This is a genomic window from Candidatus Aquiluna sp. IMCC13023, assembly GCF_000257665.1.
GTDB lineage: Bacteria > Actinomycetota > Actinomycetes > Actinomycetales > Microbacteriaceae > Aquiluna.
In genome coordinates, this window is the sequence record NZ_AJKR01000002.1 from 350,026 (window position 1) to 373,224 (window position 23,199).

Genomic DNA, 23,199 nt, shown 5'->3' on the forward strand with positions numbered 1-23,199 from the left:
ACGTGGTGGAGAATAGTGGCTGTGATCGAAAAAAAAATGACTAAGCACCGAATTGTTGTGATCGGTGGTGGCCCGGGTGGCTACGAAGCCGCTCGAGCCGGTGTCCAGCTTGGAGCCGAAGTTGTCCTTGTCGAAGAAAACGGTATTGGGGGCAATGCGGTCCTCACCGATGTTGTCCCTTCGAAGACCCTGATCGCAACCGCAGAAGCGGCCCAACGTGTTGCATCTGCTGCTGCACTCGGTGTGCGGCTAATGGTGGACGGCAAGCGCGTCACCCCGACAATCGACATAGATTTACCGGCGATCAATAGCCGCCTACTTCAATTAGCCAAGTCCCAGTCCAGGGATATGCTGCACACTCTAAAGACCGAAGGGGTCATCGTGGTTGATGGTCGCGGGGTTCTTGATGGAAACCACCATGTTCTAATAACCAAATCCGGCGAGACCTCCTCAGAGCGAATCGAGGCCAAGACGATTATTGTCGCCACCGGTGCAAGCCCCAGAGAGCTTGCAAGTGCCAAGACTGACGGCAAGAGAATTCTGAACTGGAAGCAGCTTTACAACATTGGCGATTTACCGACCCACATGATTGTTGTTGGTTCCGGTGTTACCGGGGCGGAGTTCGCTTCTGCCTACCTAGATCTCGGAAGCGAGGTGACCCTTGTTTCCTCAAGAGACAAAGTCCTTCCGGGAAACGATGGTGATGCGGCCGAGTTGATTGAGGATGTCTTTAAGCGCAAAGGCATGAATATCTTGCGCAATGCCCGAGCAGCCTCAGTGAAAAACTTAGGTGAGAGTGTCGAAGTCACCTTGGAAGATGGCCAGGTTATTTCCGGTTCGCATTGCCTGATGGCAGTCGGAGCAATTCCCAACACTGCAGATCTTGGTTTGGAAGAAGCCGGCGTGAAGCTCAATGAAACCGGTCACGTGATTTCAAACAAGGTCGCTCGAACTTCTAGGGCGAATGTCTACGCCGTGGGTGACTGCTCCACGGCGCTACCGCTGGCTTCGGTTTCCGCGATGCAAGGAAGAACCGCGATTTATCACACCATGGGAGATGTATCCGTCCCAACGAGTTTGCGTAACGTGGCCTCCAATGTTTTCACTTCACCGGAGATTGCTTCGGTCGGCTGGTCCCAGGATGCGATTGAGCAGGGCGTAGTTCGCGGTGAAGTGCAAAAAATTATGCTCGAAACCAACCCGAGGGCCAAAATGCAAGGCATCGAAGAGGGTTTTATAAAGCTTTATGCTTCCGTGGGCTCGGGAACTGTTATTGGAGGAGTGGTAGTTGCTCCAACTGCTTCGGATTTGATCTATCCGATTGCCGTAGCGATTGAGAATCGACTAACTGTTGACCAGTTGGCAAGAACCTACACGGTCTATCCGTCGCTGTCGGGATCTATTTCTGAAGCTGCTAGTGCACTGCACCCGCCGATTGACGACTGATTAGTCTTCTATCTCTAGAAGCAGAGTCCCGGCCGAAACAGTATCTCCCACGGCCACGCCTATTTGCTTAATCTTTCCTGAGCGATGGGCGGTTAGGGGTTGCTCCATCTTCATCGCCTCAAGTACTACAACCAGGTCGCCCTTTTCGATGGGGTCGCCAACACTGACCGCTACCTTCACAACGCTTGCCTGCATTGGAGCTAGCAGAAGATTGCCCTTGGCGCCGGTGTGACCTGAGACGTTAGAAGAGGCTGCGCGCTTGGGAGCGTGACCCTGCGCTGATCCAATTTCGCCAACCAGTAATCGCTTGGGAACTGAAACCTCAAGGCGCTTTCCTGCAACCTCCACGACAATTTCATGTCGCGGTTCTGGCTCCGGGATTTGTTCCTGCGATCCTGACCACGGTTCGATGGTGTTGTTCCACTCGGTTTCGATCCAGCGGGTGAAAATCCCAAAGGTTGATCCGTCGCCGATAAAAGCCCTATCGTCAACTATTGCCCGGTGGAAAGGAAGGACAGTTGGAAGCCCGAGAACTTGCATTTCGGCTAGTGCCCTGCGAGATCTGGCGAGAGCTTCAGCGCGGTCTTTGCCGGTAACAATTAACTTCGCCATCATCGAGTCAAACTTGCCGGAAATAATGTCCCCGGAAACCACTCCAGAATCAACTCTGACGCCTGGGCCCGAGGGGGCTATGAACTGGTGGATGGGGCCAGGAGCCGGCAAGAAACCGTTTCCGGCGTCCTCGCCATTGATCCTGAATTCAATCGAGTGACCTCGGATTTCAGGGTCCGTGTAGGAAAGCTTCTTTCCTTCTGCGATAAAGAACTGCTCGCGCACCAGATCTAGGCCGGTGACTTCTTCGGACACCGGGTGCTCGACCTGCAGCCTGGTGTTGACTTCGAGGAAAGAAATTGTTCCATCTTGCGAGATCAAAAACTCACATGTTCCAGCACCGACGTAATTGACTTTTTTCAAGATGGCTTTTGATGCCTCGTACAAAATCTGCTCTTGCTCTTTAGTCAAGAACGGAGCTGGTGCTTCTTCAACTAGCTTCTGATGTCTGCGCTGAAGTGAACAGTCTCTAGTAGAAACAACTACGACATTTCCATGAGAATCCGCAAGGCACTGTGTTTCCACATGACGCGGTTTCTCAAGGTATTTTTCCAAGAAGCATTCTCCGCGACCAAATGCCGCAATTGCTTCGCGGGTTGCAGACTCGAAAAGCTCTGAAATTTCAGAGGCATCACGAACAATCTTTATACCCCTACCACCACCACCGTGGGCCGCCTTGATAGCCACCGGAAGACCATGAATTGCAACAAACTCTTCCACCTCGGTAACGGTTTCTACTGGGTTCAACGTTCCTGGGGCCATTGGAGCGCCGACAGATTCAGCTATCTTTCGCGCAGATACTTTGTCACCTAGAGAGGTGATCGACTGAGCATCCGGACCAATCCAAATTAGGCCAGCGTCAACTACGGCTTCCGCAAATTCAGCGTTTTCCGATAGAAATCCGTAGCCGGGGTGGATTGCATTGGCACCGCTTCTTTTGGCTGCTGAAAGTATTTTTTCGATTACCAAATAGGTTTCTCCAGCACTCTCGCCGTTAAGCGCATAGGCCTCATCGGCCAGCTTCACATGTAGTGAATTCCGGTCGGAGTCGGCGTAGACGGCGACGGTCTGGATGCCGCTGTCTTTGGCTGCTCGGATAACTCTGACCGCAATTTCGCCACGGTTGGCTATAAGTACTTTAGAAATCTTGCGCTCGGTCATAGTTGGAAGCTTATTGGCTCATTGGGTCGGCTGTTTATGCTCAACCTACAAAAAAATCAAGTATTCGTATCTGTTATCTCCAGAGAGATTGATAATCAAGCCCAAGCTCAACCATCATTTTTCTTAGTCCCACGAGCGATAGGCCAACCACAGTGTGGTAATCACCGTTGATGCGCTCGACAAAAGCGCCACCTAGCCCATCAATTGTGAAGGCTCCGGCCACTTGCAGAGGTTCCTCTGTCGCAACATATATTTCAATCTCTCGGTCAGAAAGGTCTGCGAAGAAAACTTCAGTGCTGGTAACCAGCGAGATTGCCTGGCTGTTTTGAGCATCAATCAGGTGATGTCCGGAGTACAGCCACCCAGACTTCCCTCGCATTGATTTCCAACGCTCGATCGCAACGCTAGATTCCAGCGGCTTTCCAAGAATCTGCCCCTCGAAGAAGAGTGCGGAATCGCAGCCCAGAATGAGCGATGTTGTTTCTGCGGCTGCAATCGCCTCTGCTTTTGCTTTGGCCAGCAACCCGGTCAGCTCGCTTGGCGTCTGCGGGGCCAATTCTTCAACCATTTGGTCTTCGTCAACACCTGGAGCAAGGTCGCGGAATTTGATGCCGGCCTCGGAAAGGAGCTTCTTTCTGGCAGGCGAAGTTGACGCAAGTACGAAATCGATCACGATAATCAGGTTAGCTGTGGAACACTGTGCATGTGATGCTAAAGCTGAAAATAGAAAAAGTTGCCCACGGTGGAGTTTTTATTGCTCGACACGACTCGAAAGTGGTGTTCGTTTCCGGAGCCATACCCGGCGAGCTAGTTGAGGCAAAGGTTGTCCAGGACACCAAGAGTTTCCTAAGAGCCGAGACCGTTGAGGTCCTGGAGGAATCCGAGCACAGGGTGAAGCACTTCTGGAAGGCAGCCCTAAAGGGAGCCGGGGGAGCTGAATTTGGGCACATTGAACTCTCCTATCAGCGAGTGCTAAAGACGCAAGTGCTTCAGAAAGTTCTTTCTCGCATGGCGGGAATCGAGTCTGAGGTCGTTGTCGAAGCCGCTCCAGGTGATCAGGAGAATCAAGGACTTCGCTACCGCACTCGAGTTCAGCTGAACGTTGATGAGTCTGGAACCGCGGGGCCCTCGAAAATACGGACCAATGAAATTGTCTTCACTCGCGATCTACCACTAGCCGTCAAGGAAATAGAAGAACTAGGCCTGCATCTAAAAAACTTCAATGGCGTTGACAAGATAAAAATCGCCGCAAGCAACACTGGCAATAGCCAATGGCTGATCGATAAAAAAGTAAATGGCGACCAGCAACTAATCGAACGGGTTGCCGGAAGAACTTTCCGCCTGAGCCCAGGCTCGTTTTGGCAGGCACACGTCAAGGGCCCAGAGCTCTTGACTTCTTGCGTTAGCGAATTCGCAAAATTACTAAATCTTGATCCAGAAAAGCAGAACCTGGACCTTTATTCTGGCGCGGGTTTATTTAGCGCGACTTTGAGCGCGCAGTTTGACGGAGCTAAATTCTTGGCCATCGAATCTTCCAAGCAGGCAATTGCCGACGGGGAGCGTTCGTCTCACGACCTAGATAACCTTCGCTTCCATCAGGCTGATGTTCTGAAATTTCTAAGATCTCAGACCGCTGGTACCTTCGACACAATTATTCTCGACCCACCTCGTTCCGGAGCCGCGAACAAGGTGGTCGAACAGCTAATTCGCTTGAGCCCAAGAAACATGATCTACGTAGCGTGTGACCCGGTTGCGCTCGCTCGAGACCTAAAGACTCTCGGTGATGCTGGCTACAACGTGAAGGCCATGCGGGCCTTTGATATTTTCCCTCACACCCACCATTTCGAAACAGTTGTTGCGCTAGCGCGCTAAGTTAGCACTATGGCTAGTTTGGCGATAGACCCTTCAAATGTAAGAGTGGCAATCGTCGATGACCATGAGGCGGTCCGCCTTGGCTTTGTTGGCATGTGTGCGAGCAGCGACCTGGAGTTGGTCGGAGAAGCAGCAACCGTCCGAGAGCTAATCTCCAAGATCAATGGCCTTGAGTGCCAAGTCGTCGTAATGGATCTGTCCTTGGCAGACGGCTCATTGGTCGCGGAGAACGTATCTCAGTTGATCGCTGCGGGCAGCGCAGTCTTGGTTTACAGCATCGCTGACAAGGCCAACCTAATGCGGTTGGCTCTCAGAGCGGGAGCGGTGGCAATTGTTCCCAAGTCCCAGCCACTGGCCTACCTAGCAGAGATCATTCGACTTGCGGCTGACGGCGCCATAATCAACAACCCCGAAACCAGCGCGATGATCGATGCCGATGCAAATTTCAAGGATGCAAATCTTTCCGCTCGAGAGCGCGAGGTTCTATCGTTTTACGCATCAGGCATGAGCCTCAAGCAGGTTGCTGCCCAGCTAGACATTAAGCAGAGCTCGGCTAAAGAACATATCGATCGGGTGCGAGTGAAGTACGCGCGGCTCGGACGAGAGGCTGGAACCAAAGTGGATCTTTACCGTCTAGCAATTGAAGACGGCTTAATTTCCGGCGAATTCCTCTAAATCATGAACACTCCCTCCACTGCCGCTAGGGGCAAGCTAGAGAACTTTACGAGAAAATCTTACGCAGGTATTTTGGTGTTTCTTACTCTGGAGTTGTGGTCGAAGCAAGCCGCTCAGTGGGAGCACTTCAGCGTGCTAGCCGATGTCATTATGGTGCTTGTTTGGATAATTGTTTTGGCAATAAATGTGACCGCTTGGATGGGGCGAGGGAACAACGTCATGCTTATGGCCCACGGCTTCATTGGCCTTTTATCTGTCTTCTTGTTGCCTGTGATGACTTTAGATACATTTGCTACCTCCGATTACGACCTCCCGTGGGTCTGGTGGTACGTGGGTCTAGCGGCCCTAAGTCTGGCCCTACGGTGCGGGCTTCGGGTCAGCTTCTTGAGTTATCTGGTGATTCTTTTGACCGCATGGACGGCCGTTAGCACGTTTGAGTCCGTTGGGGGGGCGAGCCTCGGCGAGGCTCTTCAAGGCTCCGTTTATGTTGCTCTTCTTACGATTGGCGTGGGAGGCCTGGTGTCGCTTATGCTCAACTGGGCAAATGAGGTCGATTTTGCACACACTAGTTATCTTGCCAGTGCCCTTGAAAGAGCCAGGGTCGATGCTGTCGAAAGAGAGGAGCAACGAGTCAGCGCATTGGTGCACGACAAGGTGCTGCACACCTTCTTGTACGCAGCTGCCGCAAGCACGCCATCGGAGCAGCTGGCCTCAGTGAGCCTGGCTTCCGAGGCGGTTGACAGTATCGCCAAGATCCAAGCAGGTTCCGTACCTTTAGGGACCACTACACCATCTAGTCTCTTTTTGTCCCTCAGGAAGGCCGCTCTTCGGCATAGTTCCCGAATTAGAGTTTCTGTGTATGTCTCGGGGTCGGATCCAATTCCAATGGAGGCCGCGCAGGCAATCACGGAGGCGACCCTTCAGGCAATAGAGAACGCAGAGCGACATGCGAAGTGTACGGATTTGGAACTCAAGCTGAACTCACCTGCTGCATCGGTAATTAGCGTCCAGGTTGTCGACAACGGCAAGGGCTTTAGGTTAGATCGGATCCCTCGGGCCCGACTTGGAATTCGCGGATCAATAGTGAACCGTATGGCTCTTGTAGGTGGGGTCGCCAAAATAAAATCCGCCCCTGGTGTCGGCACTGTTGTGTCAATGAGGTGGCCAAATTGATTAGCGTCCCCCATGGCCGAGCGGCCATTTTCGCTCTGACTTTTGGCTATTACCATGCTGTTCTCGGACTGATACATTTCGGAGAATATGAAAGACCAGCCCCGGCTGCAGCAGCTTTGCTTTCGTACGTCGCGGTTCTGTTTTTGACAACTCGCTTTACAAGCGAGCTTAGACTTCCAACTGCAATGACCGTCGTTGCTGTGTTCGCAGCCTTGGCTATCCCTGCCTTGTCGCTGTATGCGACCGGTACCAACACAGAGCATCAAGACCCCACTTGGTTCGTGGCGGGGGTCGGCTCAGTCATGGCGGTTCTTGCCTGGCGCAACCAGATAGTAATGGCATGGGCGGGAGTGATCGCCATGGTGCTCTACATCTATCTATGGGGTGGTCTGGAAGTCCTTCTTGCCACTGGGGCACTTGGTTCGTTTGCCATAGTCGCGGGCTCTCAAGGAGCAGCAATGGCTTTAAGGAAAGCCCAAAAATCGTCCGGTGAATTTCTGCAGTGGAGACTGGCCGTCAATTTAGATAGTGAAACCTTAAGCGTTGAGAGAGCGGAACCTCTCTTGCGGTTAAAAAGGACTCTGGATTCCTCACTGCCCCTTCTTCAGCTGATTCAGCAGAAAGACGGAAAAATGACATCCTCGGACTCTAAGAAATTACTGTTAGCCGAGGCGGGAATCCGAGACCAGATTCGAGCCAAAGGCCTTCAGCATGCAGTTCTGATAGCGGCAGTTTTGAGCGCCCGTTCAAGAGGTGTAGGGGTGCAGTTGTCCGACGACGGAGGAATGGACTTGCTGGAGGACGAGGAGAGGGAGCGCATTTTCAAAGAACTCTCACATGCCTTGAGTGGTATCAAAGTGGGGAAAGTCGTAATTCGCAGCGTGGCGGGGGAAACTTGGACTGTGAGCCTGTTTGCATCTGACTCTAGTAGGGCCAGTCAAGACATCTTCCTAAGGCTTTGATCCAAGTTTGGCTTGACTTGGGGTCTCGTCTCAAAGATCGTTGAGTGGCAATAAGCGGTTATTTACGAAACTCATTTACCCAGTTGCCAATATGCTGACCGCGAAGCTGACCGTTGCCAGGGTTCCAGGAGGATTTTGGTGCCCCTGTTGCAATCCGACCTAGGCGTCTTGATTCGATAATCGACTGAGTCACAACCGCAATCGCTGCAGCTTGATCCTGCTCGTCGCCGCCTTTAGCTTGGATGAGAGCTTGAATTTCAGGTTCGGAATATTGGCGCATCAAAGTGGGATGTTTCCGTGCTTTTTCGGAGGAAGGTTTGCTCGCTTTGTTTTTAGAGCCCGAAGCGCTCTAACGATGGCTGATCGTGTAGCGGCTGGTTCGATAATGCCATCTAGTTCACCGCGCTCTGCGGCCAGAAATGGGTTTGCCACGTTGTAGGTGTATTCCTTGGCAAGCTGGTCTCGTACCTGGGCAATGTCTAAACCTTGCTCTTCGGCCTCTTTGATCTTGTCTCTAAACAGAATGTTCACGGCACCCTGGCCGCCCATGACGGCGATTTCCGCTGTTGGCCAAGCAAGGTTTATGTCGGCACCCAGTTGCTTCGAACCCATGACGATGTAGGCCCCGCCATAAGCCTTCCTAGTGATGATTGTCACGAGCGGAACCGTTGCCTCGGCATATGCGTAGAGCAGCTTCGCACCGCGCCTAATTACTCCAGCCCATTCTTGATCGGTTCCGGGCAGGTATCCGGGAACATCGACCAAGGTAAGGATTGGGATCGAGAACGCATCGCAAAATCTTACGAACCTGGCGGCCTTTTCACCGGCATCAATGTTCAGTGTTCCAGCCATTTGCATTGGTTGGTTTGCAACAATGCCAACTGAGTTGCCGTCGATACGGGCAAAGCCAATGAGTATGTTGGGGGCAAAGAGCGGCTGAATTTCTAAGAATTCACCCTCATCGACCAGGGACTCAATAATTACCTTCATGTCGTATGGCTGGTTTGGGCTATCAGGGATCACCTGGTTTAGACGCCGGTCTGCTTCTGTGATTTCAAGTTCGGATTCGGATTGGTAGGTCACCGAATCTGAAAGGTTGTTTTCCGGCAGGTAGCCGACTAGAGACTGCACGAAGTCAATTGCGTCTTGCTCGTTGTCGGCCAAGTAGTGGGCGACTCCAGAGGTTTCATTATGAGTTCTAGCTCCGCCCAGCTCTTCCATGCCGACATCTTCACCGGTCACAGTTTTGATTACGTCGGGGCCCGTTACAAACATGTTGGATGTTTTATCGACCATGATCACAAAGTCAGTGAGTGCTGGTGAATAAACCGCTCCACCCGCAGCAGGCCCCATGACAAGAGAAATCTGGGGGATTACCCCAGAGGCCATTGTGTTTAGTCGAAAAATCTCGCCGTATTTGCCTAGGGCAATTACACCCTCTTGAATTCTGGCTCCACCCGAGTCCAGTATTCCAATCAAGGGAACACCAGTCTTTATCGCGAGCTCCATCACCTTGATGATCTTGTTTCCAGCTGTCTCACCGAGTGAGCCACCGAAGACAGTGAAGTCTTGAGAATAAACCGCCACTTGCCGTGAGTGAATTGTCCCTATTCCGGTGACAACGGAGTCTCCATAGGGGCGCTTTGCATCCATGCCAAAGGCAGTCGAGCGGTGTCTGACATATTCGTCCAGCTCAACAAATGAGCCCGGGTCAAGAAGCATTTCGATGCGCTCGCGTGCTGTGTTCTTACCCTTCGCGTGTTGCTTGACTGCGGCAGCTTCGCCAGAGGCTTGCACTGCCTCGTGGTAGCGCTGGCGGAGGTCAGCCAACTTCCCTGCGGTGGTAGATAGATCTGGTTTCTCAGCCACGTGTGCCCCTTTGCGTCTGCCTAACTTTATCGGTCTTGAACGAACCTATCTTGCATAGTTCATACAACGAAACCACTAGTTATGTCTCTGATACCTACAAATAGTCACGGTGCGATATCATTTAGGGAATGGATTCTTCAATTTCTAAGGGGCAGTTCGCCGGTCTTGTCGAGCTTGCAGAGGTTGATTCGACCAATAAAGAACTCTTGCGTCGACTTGGCCCTGACACTCCAGAATTTTTTGCAGTCACCGCAGACAAGCAGACCGCAGGACTAGGGCGGCTGGGCAGAAACTGGGTGACTGAAACCGGGAGGTCGTTGGCGGTTTCAATATTGCTCAGGCCCACAAGCCCTCGCCAGACCGACTGGATAACAATTATGGCTGGCCTTGCACTTGGTTCAGCTTTGGAAAAGCACGGACTGGTGGTCAGCTTAAAGTGGCCAAACGATCTTCTGGTTGACGGCAAAAAGCTTTCTGGAATCTTGGCCGAGATGGTCGATCTAAATACGGTGGTTTTGGGCATCGGCATCAACATAAAGCCTCAAGAGCACTCCCCGGACACCGCAACTTCTCTTGAAGAGCTTGGGCTAAAAATGGAGAAGGCTGAATTGCTCTTTGCAATTGCAACCGAACTAAAGAGCTACTGGTCCCGTCTTACTGATAACCCCGAAGCCGCCATAGCCCAATTTCAGGCTGAGCTTCTGACTCGCTGCGGGACCTTGGGCACAAGAATCCGAGCTGAATTACCAGGTGGCAAGAACTTATACGGGGTCGCCGTTGCAATTGATGAGACCGGAAGATTGATTGTTGAAACCCCCGAACCGGTGGCTTTAGCAGCGGCTGACGTTTGGCATCTGCGAAACTAGAGTCAATTAGGTGGGAGAGAGTATGCCAACGGTCGGAGTAATAGGCGGCGGTCAGCTTGCCCGAATGATGCAACCGGCTGCAATAGCAATGGGTGTTGAACTGAAAGTCTTTGCTGAGCAAGAAGGCTCATCCGCTCACTACGCAACCACCCAAGTTGGTGACTACACAGATTTTGATCAGCTGGCCAGATTTGCCGCCACGGTGGATGTCATAACCTTCGATCACGAGCATGTTCCGATTGTTCTGTTGGAAAAACTCGTCGCTAAGGGTGTAAAAGTCAGGCCGGGGCCGGCTTCCTTGCATTTTGCTCAAAATAAGCTGGCGATGCGAACCGCCCTTACTAACTTGGGTCTTCCCGTGCCGATCTGGGCGGCGGCTAGGACAGCAGCCGATATTGAGAAATTCATCGAGGCCAATGGCCCTGAGATTGTCGTGAAAACCCCAATCGGTGGTTACGACGGCAAGGGTGTGAGGGTAATTAGCCAAACATCTGAGGTCTCCGATTGGCTAGAAGACATTGAACAATTTGGCGGGGCGTTACTCTGCGAACAAAAAGTGCCATTTGTTCGAGAGCTCGCGCAGCTAATTGCACGAAATCCATCGGGGGAACTGCGATCCTGGGACACCGTCCAGACCGTGCAGAAAAACGGTGTCTGCTTAGAAGTTATCGCTCCCGCACCGGGTCCAGTGGACAGCTTGGGTGCTAAGGAGATAGCTAGCAAGATTGCCCAAGGTTTAGAGGTTTTCGGAGTTATGGCAGTTGAAATGTTCGAAACCGCAAGCGGGGATCTCTTGGTAAACGAGCTTGCAATGCGCCCTCATAATTCCGGCCATTTCTCAATCGAGGGTTCTAAAACCAGCCAATTCGAACAGCATCTAAGAGCGGTTTTGGATCTTCCACTCGGAGATACTGAGCTGGTAGCTGGCGGCTCCGTGATGGTCAACCTGCTCGGCGTGGACTCGACAAACACACTGGTTGAAAACTATGCCGGCGCCATGGCGAAGTTTCCGCATCTCAAATTTCACTCCTACCAAAAAGCGCCACGTGAGGGTCGAAAAATGGGGCACATTACCGCTCTGGGTCAAAATCATCGCGAGTTATTGGCGGCTTGTCACGAAGCTGCAAAACTTCTGTACAAGTCCGATTAGCGCATAAAGTAAAACTGAGAACTAGGGAGAAAACCGCATGGCAGAAATAGCGATAGTTATGGGATCTGATTCGGATTGGCGAATCATGGAGCAGGCGAACAGCGTAGTTGTGGAGTTTGGTCTTGATGCCGAAGTCGAAGTTCTCAGCGCTCACAGGACGCCTGAAAAGATGCTCGACTGGGCCAAGAACGCTAGCAATAGCGGTATCAAGGTGATCATCGCGGGCGCCGGCGGTGCGGCCCATCTACCCGGCATGATTGCCTCAATGACATCACTGCCAGTAATCGGCGTGCCGGTTAGTTTGGGGAACCTAGACGGCATGGACTCGCTGCTATCCATCGTTCAGATGCCGGCCGGGGTTCCAGTGGCCACCGTTTCGATTGACGGAGGCAAGAACGCAGGCCTGCTTGCCCTAAGGATTTTGGCCATAGCGACACCAGAATTGGGAGCAAAGCTCGATGCTTACCGAACATCGATTGCAGAGCAAGTTGAGCAAAAGAATCAAAGCTTGAAGAAGAGCCTCTAACCAGCTAATTCTCAGCTGATTTACATTTGCTCAAAACGCGAGAACGCTCAGCCTATTTGGAGTATCTCAACCTAAGGTTGAGGGTGTCTGGGAGGTTAGCTATGCGCAAATTATTTGTTGGTGTGAGCCTGATTTTTGCTTCCCTAGTGCTTTCCGGTTGCGGTGTTTTCTATCCAAACTGGGGTGCCACAGCTTTGCCTGAAGAGCCCGCAGTCACCATTGAGACGAATCAGGAAACGGTCACTTCGGCCGAACCAGAAGCTTCGGAAGAACCAACAGCCTCAGCGACCCCCGAGGAAACCGAAACTTCTGAGCCAGACATAAACCAGCTACCCGTTGACGTGGTGATCTTGATTGCCGAGGCCTATTCGGATACCGGCATGCTGGAGGTCGTAGCGCAGGTGCCGGGCATTACCGAGTCGGGTGGTACTTGCACAATGAGGTTTATCGGATCTGATGTTGAAAAAACGGTCAAGGTTTCGGCTCAGTCCGCCTCTGACTACACTCAATGTTTTCCAATTGAATTTCCGCTCTCTGAGCTGCCCTCTGGTTCCGGAATCGTGACCGTCAAATATGAGTCAGAATTTCACCTCGGCACATCCGCCGCTAGCTCGGTGGTGATTCCTTAGTGCTAAAAAAGCTCATTGGTCTATTTACTGCCTCCCTGATGGCTATTGTCGGGTTGGTTTCCATGCCGATTGCTATGGCGCCGGCTCAAGCTGCGCCACCAGCAAGCGCTTTTGACCCGGGCTTGATTATTAGCGACAGCGTATTTTTTGACTTCGGTTCAATGACCGTGAACGAGATTCAGCAATTTTTGGATTCCAGAGTCTCTGCCTGCAGATCAACCGACCCTGCCATTGATTGCCTAAAGAGCGTCAAGAGTGAGATTCCAGATGCTCCAGCCACGACCTCAAGCGAGGTTGGACCCTGTTCGGCTATTACAGCAAACCCAGCGGCCAGTGCAGCCGAGGTCATCTATGCGGTTGCTGTGGCCTGTGGAATCAACCCAAAAGTGTTAATCACAAAGCTTCAGAAAGAGCAGGGATTGGTCACTTCGACCAAGCCAACCTCTTACATGTACCGCGCGGCAATGGGTTTTGGTTGCCCGGATTCGGACCCAGGAATTTGTGGAAAGGTCTATGTCGGGCTTTTCAACCAGCTCTACCGAGCGGCTAAACAGCTTCGATGGTACGGAAACCCCGAGGGCTCTTTCACCTACTGGAAGCCTGGACGCACTGTTTCGATGCGTTATAACCCCAAGTCATCTTGTGGAACCAAAAGCTTCGAGCTGAAAAACCAGGCAACAGCGAACCTCTATTACTACACTCCATACACGCCCAACAAGGCGGCTTTGGACAACATGTATGGGTCAGGCGACAGCTGTTCCGCCTATGGCAACAGGAACTTTTGGCGCTATTACCACGACTGGTTTGGGTCACCCATTGGTGGCGGATATCTTCTGCAGGCCGCCGAGACAGAAACATTCTTGATCGTGAATGACAAGAAATTCTTGGTTAGCGATTCGAGGCTGCTTGCCGCCCTTCGGCCGCTAGGTCCAATTGGCGAAATTTCTTCTGCCTACCTGGAGAGCTTTACGACTAGCGGTGAGGCCACGCAACTTGTTTCCGACACTGATTCTGGAGCAAAATTCTTACTGGTAGATGGCATTAAGTACTCAGTGGCGGATTGCCAGATAGCGGCTCAGTTCGGCGCTAATTGCGACGTCACTATCGCCTTGAGCTCGCTGCAGCTAAATACCTTTATTGATGGTGGAGCTCTTACCCGCTTGGTTCAAACCGAGGATGGCAACCGCTACTGGATCGAGAACGCAAGCTCTCGAGTGGTGGTAGATGACCTTGCATTGCAGACGGTCGGCGGGCAGGCAGTCAATGCGACTCCAATGACAATTGAACAGCTAGTTTCAGTCTCACCGGGAGCCGCTTTGGCATCCGAGTCGGTCATGTTTACCGTCGCTGGCAGCGCACAAAGGGCCATTGCATCCGGGGGCAAAACTTACCTTCTAAATGCGTCTTTGGTGACCTCAACTGGACTTGCTAAGTGGTTTGATCAGGCTCCTTCGGCAATTGATCTCCAGGCCATTGAGTCGACGCTGGCTCCAGACCAAATCAGAGGCTTTGTCGCTAGCGAGTCCGGACAAACCTTTGTAATTACTTCTGCCGGAAAACTTCCAGTGACAGATCCTGAAAATTGGACCGATCAGATAGTGACTGTTTCTGAGGCGTTCTTAGCCAAGATGCCAACTGTAAATGCGGCTCTGGCCGCCCCAGCCGTCATCACATCGGCAGGCAACAAGTTTTCTTACTTTGTTCAGTCAGCAGAGCGAAGAATATCGAGTGACAAGAACATGATTGGGATGTTCCTGTCTCTAATAGGTCAGCCAAAAGCAATCGAGTTACCTCAGTCCGCAATCAACACCGTTGAGAAAGTGGGAGAAGCCATTGCGCCGGGCGCGATAGTTAAATCGCGTTCCTCATCAACTCTTTATTTGGTAGACGATCTGACAAATAAGATCAAACTTGCATCTTCAGCTCAGGCAACTAGCGTTTCGAAATCTAAGACTTTCACTATAAGTAGTTCTGACCTTGCTGGGCTTGAAACTCGGACAGGATTCACCTCCGGCAAGGTTCAGTGCAACGGCGAGGTGTACCTGTTGGATCGCGGAATTCTTTATCCCACTTCGCCAGGGGCCGCCGCGGAGTTTCCAGGCAACGTGTACCCGCTTTCCACGAATACTTGCGCGGCGCTTCAGCTTTCAACCCGCTCGGTTGGGCAGTTTATTCGGACAAATAATGGAATTATTTACTTGATTCAGGACGGCACCAAGCAGCGAGTTTCGTCTTGGGACCATCTTGCGCGGCTTAGAGGCGATGGCCCCGGCTACATCCAGGCGACAAACTACTTCTCTGATCGGATACCAACTGCAGGAACTGCCCCGGCAACCGTTCAGCTGGCGTCCTTGGAGGGCATACCATCTGGAGGTTTCGGCGAACTTACTTTTGTGGGAACAATCCCCGAGGTGATTCCGGTCGATCCTGAGCCAACCCCTGAAACCACTCCCAAGCCAGATAACGGCTCATCAACAGATTCGGCCGCTGATTCCGAGGCCGAGGGTGCTAGCGAGATTCAATACCGAGTGGTTTCGGGCGACAGCTTGAACAAGATTGCAGCAAGCTTTGGGGTGACTGCAGCGCTGCTGCAGGAGTACAACTCAATTTCGAATCCGAACCTAATTTCGGTTGGTCAGCTCATCAGAATTCCAAAGTCAGGCTCGACTAGCCAGCAGGAGCAAGCGCCTGATGTTGCGCCGGAACAGGAGCCAACTCCTGAGCCAGAACCAGCCGCGACTGTCGTGGAATACCGAGTGCAGTCGGGAGACACGCTTCTGCGGATAGCCTCGAAGTTTGGAATTTCTAGCTCCGCTCTGCAGAGCTTTAACTCGATTTCAAACCCAAACCGAATTTCCATTGGTCAACTGCTAAAGATTCCAACCTCGACTGATAACACGAATGTTCCTCAAGCCCGGGAGCCAGACGAGCCGGAAGTCCAAAAAACTTACACCGTAGTTTCGGGCGACACAATTTGGGGCATTTCCAGAAAGCTTGGAGTTTCCTCTTCGGCTCTGGCCAAGCTAAATGGAATCAATAATTCGAATTATATTCGAATCGGTCAGGTGCTAAAAGTCCCTAGTTAGCCGCATCCCATGCGGATTTCACAATTTCTTTTAGGCCAAACGACGCCTTGAAACCAAATATCTTTTCAATGCGGTCCGTGCTCGCAACCAACCTCGGTGGGTCACCTGGTCTGCGGTCGGCTAGTACTTCTTCAAATTCAATCCCTGATGCTTTTCTAAGTTCCCCTAAAACCTGGAGCACGGATGCTCCTTGTCCGGTTCCCACATTGAAGGTGGCAAACTCTTGAACAGGCATATCTAGGTAGTCCACTGCCATTAGGTGGGCTTTTGCCAGGTCCTCGACGTGAACGTAATCCCTGATGCAAGTTCCGTCCTGTGTCGGGTAGTCGGTGCCGAAGACAATTGGCTGCTCTCCGCGTTTGAGCTGAGCGATGGCAATTGGAATTAGGTTTAGTTCTGCGGTATCTGCGAGCTTTTTAGACTCGGACCCAGCCACGTTGAAATACCTAAGGTTTACGCCCCTGAGACCCCAGTTGGCAGCGTTTTTGACCATCCATTCCCCGATGAGTTTGGTCTGTCCATAGGGGTTTATTGGCACGCCGGGGTAGTTCTCGTCGACTACATCGAGGGTGGGCATTCCGTAGGTTGCAGCGGAGGAGGAGAACACCAATTTTTGTTGATCTTCTTGTCGCATTGCGAGCAAGAGATTCGCCAGTCCGCCGATGTTATCCAAAAAGTATTGCTCGGGAATCTGTACCGATTGCCCAACCTGTTTTCTGGCCGCCAGGTGTATGACGGCGTCGAATTCAGTGTCTCTCATCAGCCTCGAGAGCTTCTCAACTGAATCCGGAGAGGCGAGGTTAATGTCCACCACGGGCCCAGGAACTCTGTTGGCTATGCCTGTCGATAGATCGTCGACGATCGTCACAGAGTGACCCTCGCGTTCGGCCAGCGCGGCAACATGAGCGCCGATGTAACCAGCGCCCCCCGTCAAAAGAAGCTTCATGCCTAAAGGGTACCTTGAGGGTTTATGAACAAAAAGGAAATTTGGTAAATTGTTCGACTTGACAGCAACATACTTACAACGGTGTAATTACATCAATAGATTTCTTGAGATAGGGGAATGAGCATGGAACAGCGCGGTCAAGTGCCCACTAACTGGTTCGTCGATGTGCTTCGTCTCGGGGTTGCCGGCGCCTACGGCGATTCTGAAGGAAACCCCCTCGGCTGGCAAGAGGATGCTCTTTGCTCACAAACCGACCCTGAAGCTTTCTTTCCCGAAAAAGGCGGATCGACTAGAGACGCCAAGAAGATTTGTTCGCAGTGTTCGGTTAGGTCTCAGTGCCTAGAATATGCACTGCAAAATGATGAGCGATTTGGCATTTGGGGTGGACTTTCTGAGCGTGAACGTCGCCGTCTGCGCAAGTCCGCCTAACAACCCGTGTCAACGCTCTCGGTAGCGACAGTTGTCGTCTCACACGGGGCGGTTGATTATTTAGCTACCACCCTGAAAGCGCTGTCACTTCAGACCCACTCAATCGAGCAAGTAGTTGTGGTTGAAACCAGTGCGGACCCGGCCTGTTCGGAGCTAGCGAAGCAGTTCGGGTTTTCAGTTGTTGAGCCCGGTGACATCAAACTAGGCGCTGCGATTGAATCCGGCGTCCAGTCTCTAAAGGCTGTTCCCGGTTGGCTCTGGATACTCCACGACGATTCCGCCCCCGAACCCACAGCGCTTCAAATGCTTGCAAGCGCGGCTGAATTGTCACCTTCGGTGGCAATCGTAGGACCGAAGCTTTTGGAGTGGGGAAATGAAATCCGCATCCAACAGCTCGGAATCACTGTCACCCCAACGGGCAAGCCTTTTTTACTGGTCGAGAATCAATATGACCAAGGTCAGCACGATGACTCAAGAGACACCCTTGCGGTTTCGACGGCTGGAATGTTGGTTGCAGGCGGTCTTTGGCAGAAACTCGGTGGCCTGAATGACACCGCACCGGTGTTTGCCCAAGACATAGAGTTTTGCGCGCAAGCTCGAGTTGCTGGATTCCGAGTGGTTGTAGAGCCACGAGCCAGGGTCTTGCACGCAGGCCTATCCATGCAGCAAGAACGGACTCGAAAGTGGCTTGGCGGGAGTCGAACCCAAGCTCTTTCAAAAGCGCACGTTCATCTGGCCGGCATACTTGCTCCGGCAATGCTCTTACCTCTTATGTATTTAGCACTTCCGCTCGTAGCCTTGATTTCGATCCCTCAAAACCTGATTACAAAAAAGCCCTCTCGAATATTTGGTCAGTTCGCTGCCTGGCTTTGGGCATGGTTCACCGTTGGTTCAAGGCTGAGGGCTCGCAAGAGAGTTCGGGGCCTGGGAAAGATTCGGCCATTGAGGGATTTTCTGGCGACAAGAGCTCAACGAAAAAAGCGCCGAGAAGCCAAATTTGAGTACGTAATCGAAGCCCAAGAGTCGACCGCGAAAGGCCTATTCGCTAGCGGGTCAGTTTGGCTGGGCTTGGTGCCGCTTATTTTTGGCTGGTCACTTTTGCCAGTTGGCGCCATCTATGCGGGGAGACTTGTTCCAATCGGCGACTCGTTAGGATCGATTTGGTCGGCTACGGCTCTGGCGAATGTGCCCTACTTATCAGGCATTGACTTGCCGACAGATCCATTCAACTGGGTGCTATCTGTCTTTGGATTGACCCTAAGTTCTAACCCGAGTTTGGCACTGGCCATTTTTGTTTTCGTGGCTCCCAGCATCGGGTTTGCAGGCTTCTGGGTGCTGACCAGCTTGTTCATTGCGCGAGTATGGGTTCGAAATTTGGTCGGTCTCGTGTTTGCACTGAGCCCTCAGGTCCTGATGGTTCAGGCCATGGCCGGCGTGGCGGATTTGGTCACAATTTCTGTGGCACCTTGGCTGACATTCGTTCTTATAAAGGCGGCCACAAGTTACAACTCGTCACGGGCTTGGCGCTGGGTGGGACTGGCTGGCTTGTTGGCTGCTTTGATAGCAGTAAGTAACCCGATAATCTTTGTCTTGTTCGTGATCTTCGGCATTGCTCTTGGCTTCAATAACATCCGCAAGCTACCGATTCTGAGTTGGTTTGCACTACCCGGAGCGGTTCTTATATACCCGTGGGTGTTACTGGCTATTGAGCAAAATCAGTTTGCTCTTCTTACTGTCACTGGCTCGGCGTTTTTGCTTCCTGCAGGCCTACATGAGTCAGTCACTGCTCTTATCTTTCTTGGGGTTGCAGGAATCGGTGCGGTAGCAAGTCTTTTCGGGGCCAGACTGGCGGTTTCGGTCAGCTCTTGGGTCGTGGCGATTATCTTGGGGGTTGGTAGCGTTTATCAGCCAATCGCTGGCACTTTCGCTCTGCAGGCACTTAGCTTGGCGGCCCTGCTGGTCGGGGCTGGATTGTTCTTGGACGGTCTTAAGCGCAAGTGGGCAATCACCGCGGTTTCCATCGCCGCAAGTGCTGGAGCTGTTGCCTCGGGGCTTGTTCTCGGACCGTTGGCGCTTAGCCAAGTTTCTTTCGGGTCCCAGCGGCAGGCCCCTGCGTTAGTTGTCGCGGCAGCTGAGGTTGATGAGGGGATAAGAACACTCCGAATTGATGCCAACGGAAATCAGCTCGACGTCGAACTGCTCTGGGGAGCTGGCAGGAGCCTGGAGCAGACAAGTTTGGCCTACCAACTTCTGCTACCGGCCAGCCCCATTGCGAATGAGCTTGCCCAATTGAGTGGCTCGCTGGTTGCAGGTAACCCTTCTGGAGTTCAGGAGCTTCTCTCGAGCCTTGGTATTGATTTTGTCCTGCTTCAAGGAGACAACCAGGAGAGCATTTCCGCTGCCCGAGTGGCCATTGATTCAATGACCATACTTCAGGCTGCTGGCCAGACTCCTTACGGCCATTTGTGGCAGGTGGTCGGCTCTGCTAACAACACCCCATCTAGCCTTGAGTCACCGAGCAATAAGAACCTTCAGCTTGGGATTCTCGCCGCGTTCTTATTGCTGGCAATTCCAACCCCCGCCTCCATTCGAGGGGCCAAGAGATTGGGGAAGCAAAAGTGAAGTTAGCAGCGCGCATTGCCCTGGCCATAGCTTTGGTCGGGTTACTTCTTTCGCAAATTGTGGCGGCTCAGCTTCCGTTGGTATCGACCTCATTCGCGACTCCAGTGCTAAAGGACGTTGCTGTGGAGCCGCTACCTCTCGAGCTCTATTGTCCCGGGGCTTTTGCTGAAGTCGGTGGTGAGTCTGGAATTGAGCTAGGCCAAATAGATCGAATTGGTGAGGCGAGTGTTTACCAGTTTCTAGGAAGTGGTGAGCTCATTGTCGACCCCGGCCTGACAACAACAACTGGCTCCAGGCTGGTCGCTGAGGGCGATAACCAATCAACCGGGCTTCTATCCGTGATCCAGTCCCAAGGTGTTTCGAGGGATCGAGCACTTGGGCTCATGGCAAGCGCATGCTCGCAGCCTGCATTTAGCGGCTGGTTCATTTCGGGTGCCGCAGCGCTGGGGCAAGAGACCGTTTTGCTGCTGTCGAACCCGAGCGAATCAGAAACCTTAGTGTCATTGCAGTTCTTGGTACCCGGTGGCAAGATCTCAAAACAGGTCAGCTTGGCCGCCGGGCAGACTGACGTTCTACCGGTGTCCTCTGTGATTTTTCAAGAACCTGTTTTTGCCCTGTCGTTTGAAACCAGTGGGGTTCCGATTTCCGTTGCCATGCAGCAAAGAGCAACCGCAGGGCTCTCGACCCGTGGAGTGGACCTTCAACTACCAAGCCCTGCTCCATCAAACGATAATTTCATAACCGGGCTAAGCGTTCGATCTGAAGGCTTCGAAAAGCCAGTTTTGAGAGTGTTTAATTTCGGAGACATAACAACTGAAGCTGTAATCACTGCGGTTGCAAGCAACAACGTTCTGGTCCTGAGGCAGCAGGTTCAGCCCGAAGGCTTTGCCGAGATAGAACTTGATCTGACCGATGGCGATTATCTGGTCAGGGTGGAGAGCACGACACCCTTATTGGCGGGTATCAGGAACACTATTTTGACGCCCGTGGTGGATTTTTCTTGGCTTACCCAGTCATCACAGTTCACGGATCTAACTCTTCCGGTTCCAAGCTATAAAACCCGTTTGCACGTTGCAAACTTCGGCTCGACCGCTTTGATAGTGAACCTAGAGATAACCAACGGAACCAGGGTTGAATACCAGAATTTCGAAATCGACTCACTGTCTCAAGTCTCGTTGCCGATAAGTGGCGATTCGATTCGGATCAACTCGGCGTCGGAGTTTACCGCGGCACTAGAGATCATTGACGTGCCTGGTTACGCCGTTATAAATCCTCGTGAGAATCAAAACTTTGGAGACGCGCTGTCGGTAAGTGTCCGATAGCTCACTGTTCCAGTAAGTCCCAGGGTTCTTTGCCAAGCAGGCTCGCTGCGGCCGAAACCACGGCCTGTTCAATCTGAATCCTTGGATCCGAGGTCCTAGAACTTGCACTTCTCTCAATCGGTATTCGGTAAAGAATTATGGTCATGGTTTGGGGTTTTGTGTGCCAACGGTTTAGAGATTCCGGACGCTCCTGGAGCGGAACCTCTTCGATCTTCCAATTCAAGGCGCCAAGCTCCTCGGGAAACCTAGACCGCAGATAATCCGCAGTGTCAGCAACTGCATCTTGGAAAAAAGTTTGGCGACTCAGCCCGTGACGAAAAAGTTTCGATGGTATCGGACGGCGCATGCCTCTGCCGTGACGATCTCTTTTTTGCGGGATTGAAGCCATGTGGCCATTGTATTCTTGGCAGGTAACCTAAACGGGGGATCCCTAGTGACCAAATTTAATGAATTTGTAAAAACCTACGACGTTCGTGGGCTGGTGGGGAGCCAACTTACCGACGAAGTTGTCGAATGCTTTGGTGCCGCATTTGCCGATGAGCTCGACCTAGAGGGTAAAGAATTAGTTGTCGGGCACGACATGAGAGATTCCTCTCCCGGTTTCGCAGCAGCCTTTTCGCTTGGCGCAAGGAAGCGTGGCGCAAGCGCTGTGATGTTGGGGCTCTGCTCAACTGACATGAACTATTACGCGTCGGGGTTTTTGGATCTTCCAGCCGCAATGTTCACCGCGAGTCACAACCCTGCCAGCTACAACGGAATTAAGCTTTCACGAGCCGGAGCGAGGGGCATCAGCCTCGACGCGGGACTCGCTGCAATTAGAGACAGGGCGGTAGCCTTCTTCGAAACTGGAATTCCGGCCGATTTTGCTCTTGGCTCGGAGCGGAACCTATTGGTTATCGACGACTATTCGAACTACCTTCGCAATCTTGTTCCGTTGCAGGGCATCCGGAAGCTCAAGATAGTAATTGACACCGCAAACGGCATGGGTGGACTAACGGTTCCAGTTGTTCTTGGTAATGATGCTTCCATAGAAATAATTCCGATGTATTTCGAGCTGGATGGCTCTTTCCCAAATCATGAGGCAAATCCACTGGATCCGAAAAACCTTGTTGATCTGCAGCAAATGGTTGTTTCCTCGGGCGCGGATCTGGGTCTTGCCTTCGACGGCGATGCTGATCGTTGCTTCGCGGTAGATGAAAAAGGTGTCGCAGTGACTCCCTCTGCGGTCGCAGCTATCGTGTCCAAGCGCGAAATCCTGAGGGTTCAGGCTTTGGGGGAAAAGACTCCGACCGTGCTGCACAACTTGCTCACATCCAAATCAGTGCCAGAGACGATAGCTGCTTACGGCGCAATCCCAAAGGTAACCAAGGTTGGGCACTCTCTAATCAAAGACCAAATGGCGTCAACCGCTGCGGTGTTTGGTGGTGAGCACTCGGCTCACTATTATTTCCGTGAGTTCTGGGGCGCGGACAACGGCATGCTCGCCGCCATGCACCTTATTAGCGAACTCGGATCGCAAGATCGGACCCTGTCCGAAATTTCGGCCGACTACACACCTTATTTTGCATCCGGTGAGATTAACTCAACCATCACCGACGCTCATGGGGCCCAGTCGCGGGTCGCGGCGGAGTTCGAAGGAGCTTTTGTCGAGGAGCTCGATGGCAAGACCTACAGTCACCAAGATGGTGAAGTCTGGTGGTGGTGCAATATCCGCTCTTCAAACACCGAGCCGCTGCTAAGACTAAACGTCGAGTCGAATCAGGAATCGGTGATGCATCAAATTCGTGATCGCGCGCTGGCTGCAATCACGTCCGGGGATTAAGTTCCTAGGTGCGCGAACTAGTCGATTATAA

At 52.3% G+C, this 23,199-nt stretch carries 20 protein-coding genes; 14 read left to right on the forward strand and 6 right to left on the reverse strand.

Annotated elements, in window-relative coordinates; all coding sequences use genetic code 11:
* The first annotated feature begins 36 nt into the window (after window positions 1–36).
* A complete protein-coding gene (locus IMCC13023_RS02695) occupies window positions 37–1,446 on the forward strand; it encodes an NAD(P)H-quinone dehydrogenase (RefSeq protein ID WP_193353055.1) in 1,410 nt (469 codons plus the stop codon).
* Here the strand turns inward: IMCC13023_RS02695 and IMCC13023_RS02700 are convergent, their stop codons facing one another.
* Both IMCC13023_RS02700 and IMCC13023_RS02705 read right to left on the reverse strand, forming a co-directional pair.
* Window positions 1,447–3,219, reverse strand: a complete 1,773-nt coding sequence (locus IMCC13023_RS02700) for an acetyl/propionyl/methylcrotonyl-CoA carboxylase subunit alpha (protein WP_007540979.1) — start codon at window positions 3,217–3,219, stop codon at window positions 1,447–1,449.
* Between the two features lie 73 nt (window positions 3,220–3,292).
* On the reverse strand, window positions 3,293–3,892 hold the full coding sequence (locus IMCC13023_RS02705; protein ID WP_007540981.1) for a Maf family protein: 600 nt from the start codon (window positions 3,890–3,892) through the stop codon (window positions 3,293–3,295).
* Between the two features lie 35 nt (window positions 3,893–3,927).
* Here IMCC13023_RS02705 and IMCC13023_RS02710 point away from each other — a divergent pair, with 35 nt between their 5' ends.
* The 4 genes from IMCC13023_RS02710 to IMCC13023_RS02725 are packed head-to-tail and all read left to right on the forward strand — an operon-like array spanning window position 3,928 to window position 7,901.
* Complete coding sequence (locus IMCC13023_RS02710) at window positions 3,928–5,091, forward strand: class I SAM-dependent RNA methyltransferase (protein WP_007540983.1); 1,164 nt, start codon at window positions 3,928–3,930, stop codon at window positions 5,089–5,091.
* Between the two features lie 9 nt (window positions 5,092–5,100).
* Entirely contained in the window at window positions 5,101–5,766 is a 666-nt protein-coding gene (locus tag IMCC13023_RS02715; RefSeq protein ID WP_007540985.1) for a response regulator transcription factor, read from the forward strand.
* Between the two features lie 3 nt (window positions 5,767–5,769).
* Window positions 5,770–6,939, forward strand: coding sequence for a sensor histidine kinase (locus tag IMCC13023_RS02720; RefSeq protein WP_007540987.1), 1,170 nt, complete (start codon window positions 5,770–5,772; stop codon window positions 6,937–6,939).
* Window positions 6,936–7,901: a DUF8320 family protein gene (locus IMCC13023_RS02725; protein ID WP_040324851.1), complete on the forward strand. Its 966-nt coding sequence runs from the start codon at window positions 6,936–6,938 to the stop codon at window positions 7,899–7,901. The genes IMCC13023_RS02720 and IMCC13023_RS02725 overlap by 4 nt, the downstream gene beginning before the upstream one ends.
* A 58-nt stretch (window positions 7,902–7,959) precedes the next feature.
* Here IMCC13023_RS02725 and IMCC13023_RS02730 read toward each other — a convergent pair whose 3' ends face one another.
* Window positions 7,960–8,181: a hypothetical protein gene (locus IMCC13023_RS02730; protein WP_007540990.1), complete on the reverse strand. Its 222-nt coding sequence runs from the start codon at window positions 8,179–8,181 to the stop codon at window positions 7,960–7,962.
* Window positions 8,181–9,770: an acyl-CoA carboxylase subunit beta gene (locus tag IMCC13023_RS02735; protein ID WP_007540992.1), complete on the reverse strand. Its 1,590-nt coding sequence runs from the start codon at window positions 9,768–9,770 to the stop codon at window positions 8,181–8,183. The genes IMCC13023_RS02730 and IMCC13023_RS02735 overlap by 1 nt, the downstream gene beginning before the upstream one ends.
* Before the next feature lie 128 nt (window positions 9,771–9,898).
* Between IMCC13023_RS02735 and IMCC13023_RS02740 the strand changes: the two genes are divergently transcribed.
* From IMCC13023_RS02740 to IMCC13023_RS06980, 5 genes are all read left to right on the forward strand, one after another.
* On the forward strand, window positions 9,899–10,636 hold the full coding sequence (locus IMCC13023_RS02740) for a biotin--[acetyl-CoA-carboxylase] ligase (RefSeq protein ID WP_007540994.1): 738 nt from the start codon (window positions 9,899–9,901) through the stop codon (window positions 10,634–10,636).
* A 22-nt stretch (window positions 10,637–10,658) separates the two neighbouring features.
* Entirely contained in the window at window positions 10,659–11,786 is a 1,128-nt protein-coding gene (locus IMCC13023_RS02745; protein ID WP_007540996.1) for a 5-(carboxyamino)imidazole ribonucleotide synthase, read from the forward strand.
* Window positions 11,787–11,823: 37 nt separating this feature from the next.
* Window positions 11,824–12,312: a 5-(carboxyamino)imidazole ribonucleotide mutase gene (gene purE / locus IMCC13023_RS02750; protein ID WP_007540999.1), complete on the forward strand. Its 489-nt coding sequence runs from the start codon at window positions 11,824–11,826 to the stop codon at window positions 12,310–12,312.
* Window positions 12,313–12,413: 101 nt separating this feature from the next.
* A complete protein-coding gene (locus tag IMCC13023_RS02755) occupies window positions 12,414–12,941 on the forward strand; it encodes a hypothetical protein (RefSeq protein WP_007541001.1) in 528 nt (175 codons plus the stop codon).
* The gene (locus IMCC13023_RS06980) at window positions 12,941–16,027 is read left to right on the forward strand and encodes a LysM peptidoglycan-binding domain-containing protein (RefSeq protein ID WP_007541003.1); all 3,087 of its coding nucleotides are present in this window, start codon (window positions 12,941–12,943) and stop codon (window positions 16,025–16,027) included. The genes IMCC13023_RS02755 and IMCC13023_RS06980 overlap by 1 nt, the downstream gene beginning before the upstream one ends.
* On the opposite strand, the gene galE is transcribed toward IMCC13023_RS06980, so the two are convergent.
* Window positions 16,020–16,973: a UDP-glucose 4-epimerase GalE gene (galE, locus tag IMCC13023_RS02770; RefSeq protein WP_007541005.1), complete on the reverse strand. Its 954-nt coding sequence runs from the start codon at window positions 16,971–16,973 to the stop codon at window positions 16,020–16,022. The genes IMCC13023_RS06980 and galE overlap by 8 nt on opposite strands.
* Window positions 16,974–17,096: 123 nt before the next feature.
* Between galE and IMCC13023_RS02775 the strand changes: the two genes are divergently transcribed.
* Genes IMCC13023_RS02775 through IMCC13023_RS02785 form a run of 3 tightly spaced genes read left to right on the forward strand, consistent with a single transcriptional unit; the run spans window position 17,097 to window position 21,346 of the window.
* Window positions 17,097–17,402, forward strand: a complete 306-nt coding sequence (locus IMCC13023_RS02775; RefSeq protein WP_007541007.1) for a WhiB family transcriptional regulator — start codon at window positions 17,097–17,099, stop codon at window positions 17,400–17,402.
* 6 nt (window positions 17,403–17,408) lie between these two features.
* Window positions 17,409–20,024: a glycosyltransferase family 2 protein gene (locus tag IMCC13023_RS02780; protein ID WP_007541009.1), complete on the forward strand. Its 2,616-nt coding sequence runs from the start codon at window positions 17,409–17,411 to the stop codon at window positions 20,022–20,024.
* Window positions 20,021–21,346: a DUF5719 family protein gene (locus tag IMCC13023_RS02785; protein ID WP_007541011.1), complete on the forward strand. Its 1,326-nt coding sequence runs from the start codon at window positions 20,021–20,023 to the stop codon at window positions 21,344–21,346. The genes IMCC13023_RS02780 and IMCC13023_RS02785 overlap by 4 nt, the downstream gene beginning before the upstream one ends.
* A gap of 1 nt (window position 21,347) precedes the next feature.
* On the opposite strand, the gene IMCC13023_RS06985 is transcribed toward IMCC13023_RS02785, so the two are convergent.
* Window positions 21,348–21,734: a metallopeptidase family protein gene (locus IMCC13023_RS06985; RefSeq protein WP_007541014.1), complete on the reverse strand. Its 387-nt coding sequence runs from the start codon at window positions 21,732–21,734 to the stop codon at window positions 21,348–21,350.
* Between the two features lie 45 nt (window positions 21,735–21,779).
* On the opposite strand from IMCC13023_RS06985, the gene IMCC13023_RS02795 reads away from it, so the two are divergent.
* The gene (locus IMCC13023_RS02795; protein WP_040325046.1) at window positions 21,780–23,168 is read left to right on the forward strand and encodes a phosphomannomutase/phosphoglucomutase; all 1,389 of its coding nucleotides are present in this window, start codon (window positions 21,780–21,782) and stop codon (window positions 23,166–23,168) included.
* Window positions 23,169–23,199 lie beyond the last annotated feature (31 nt).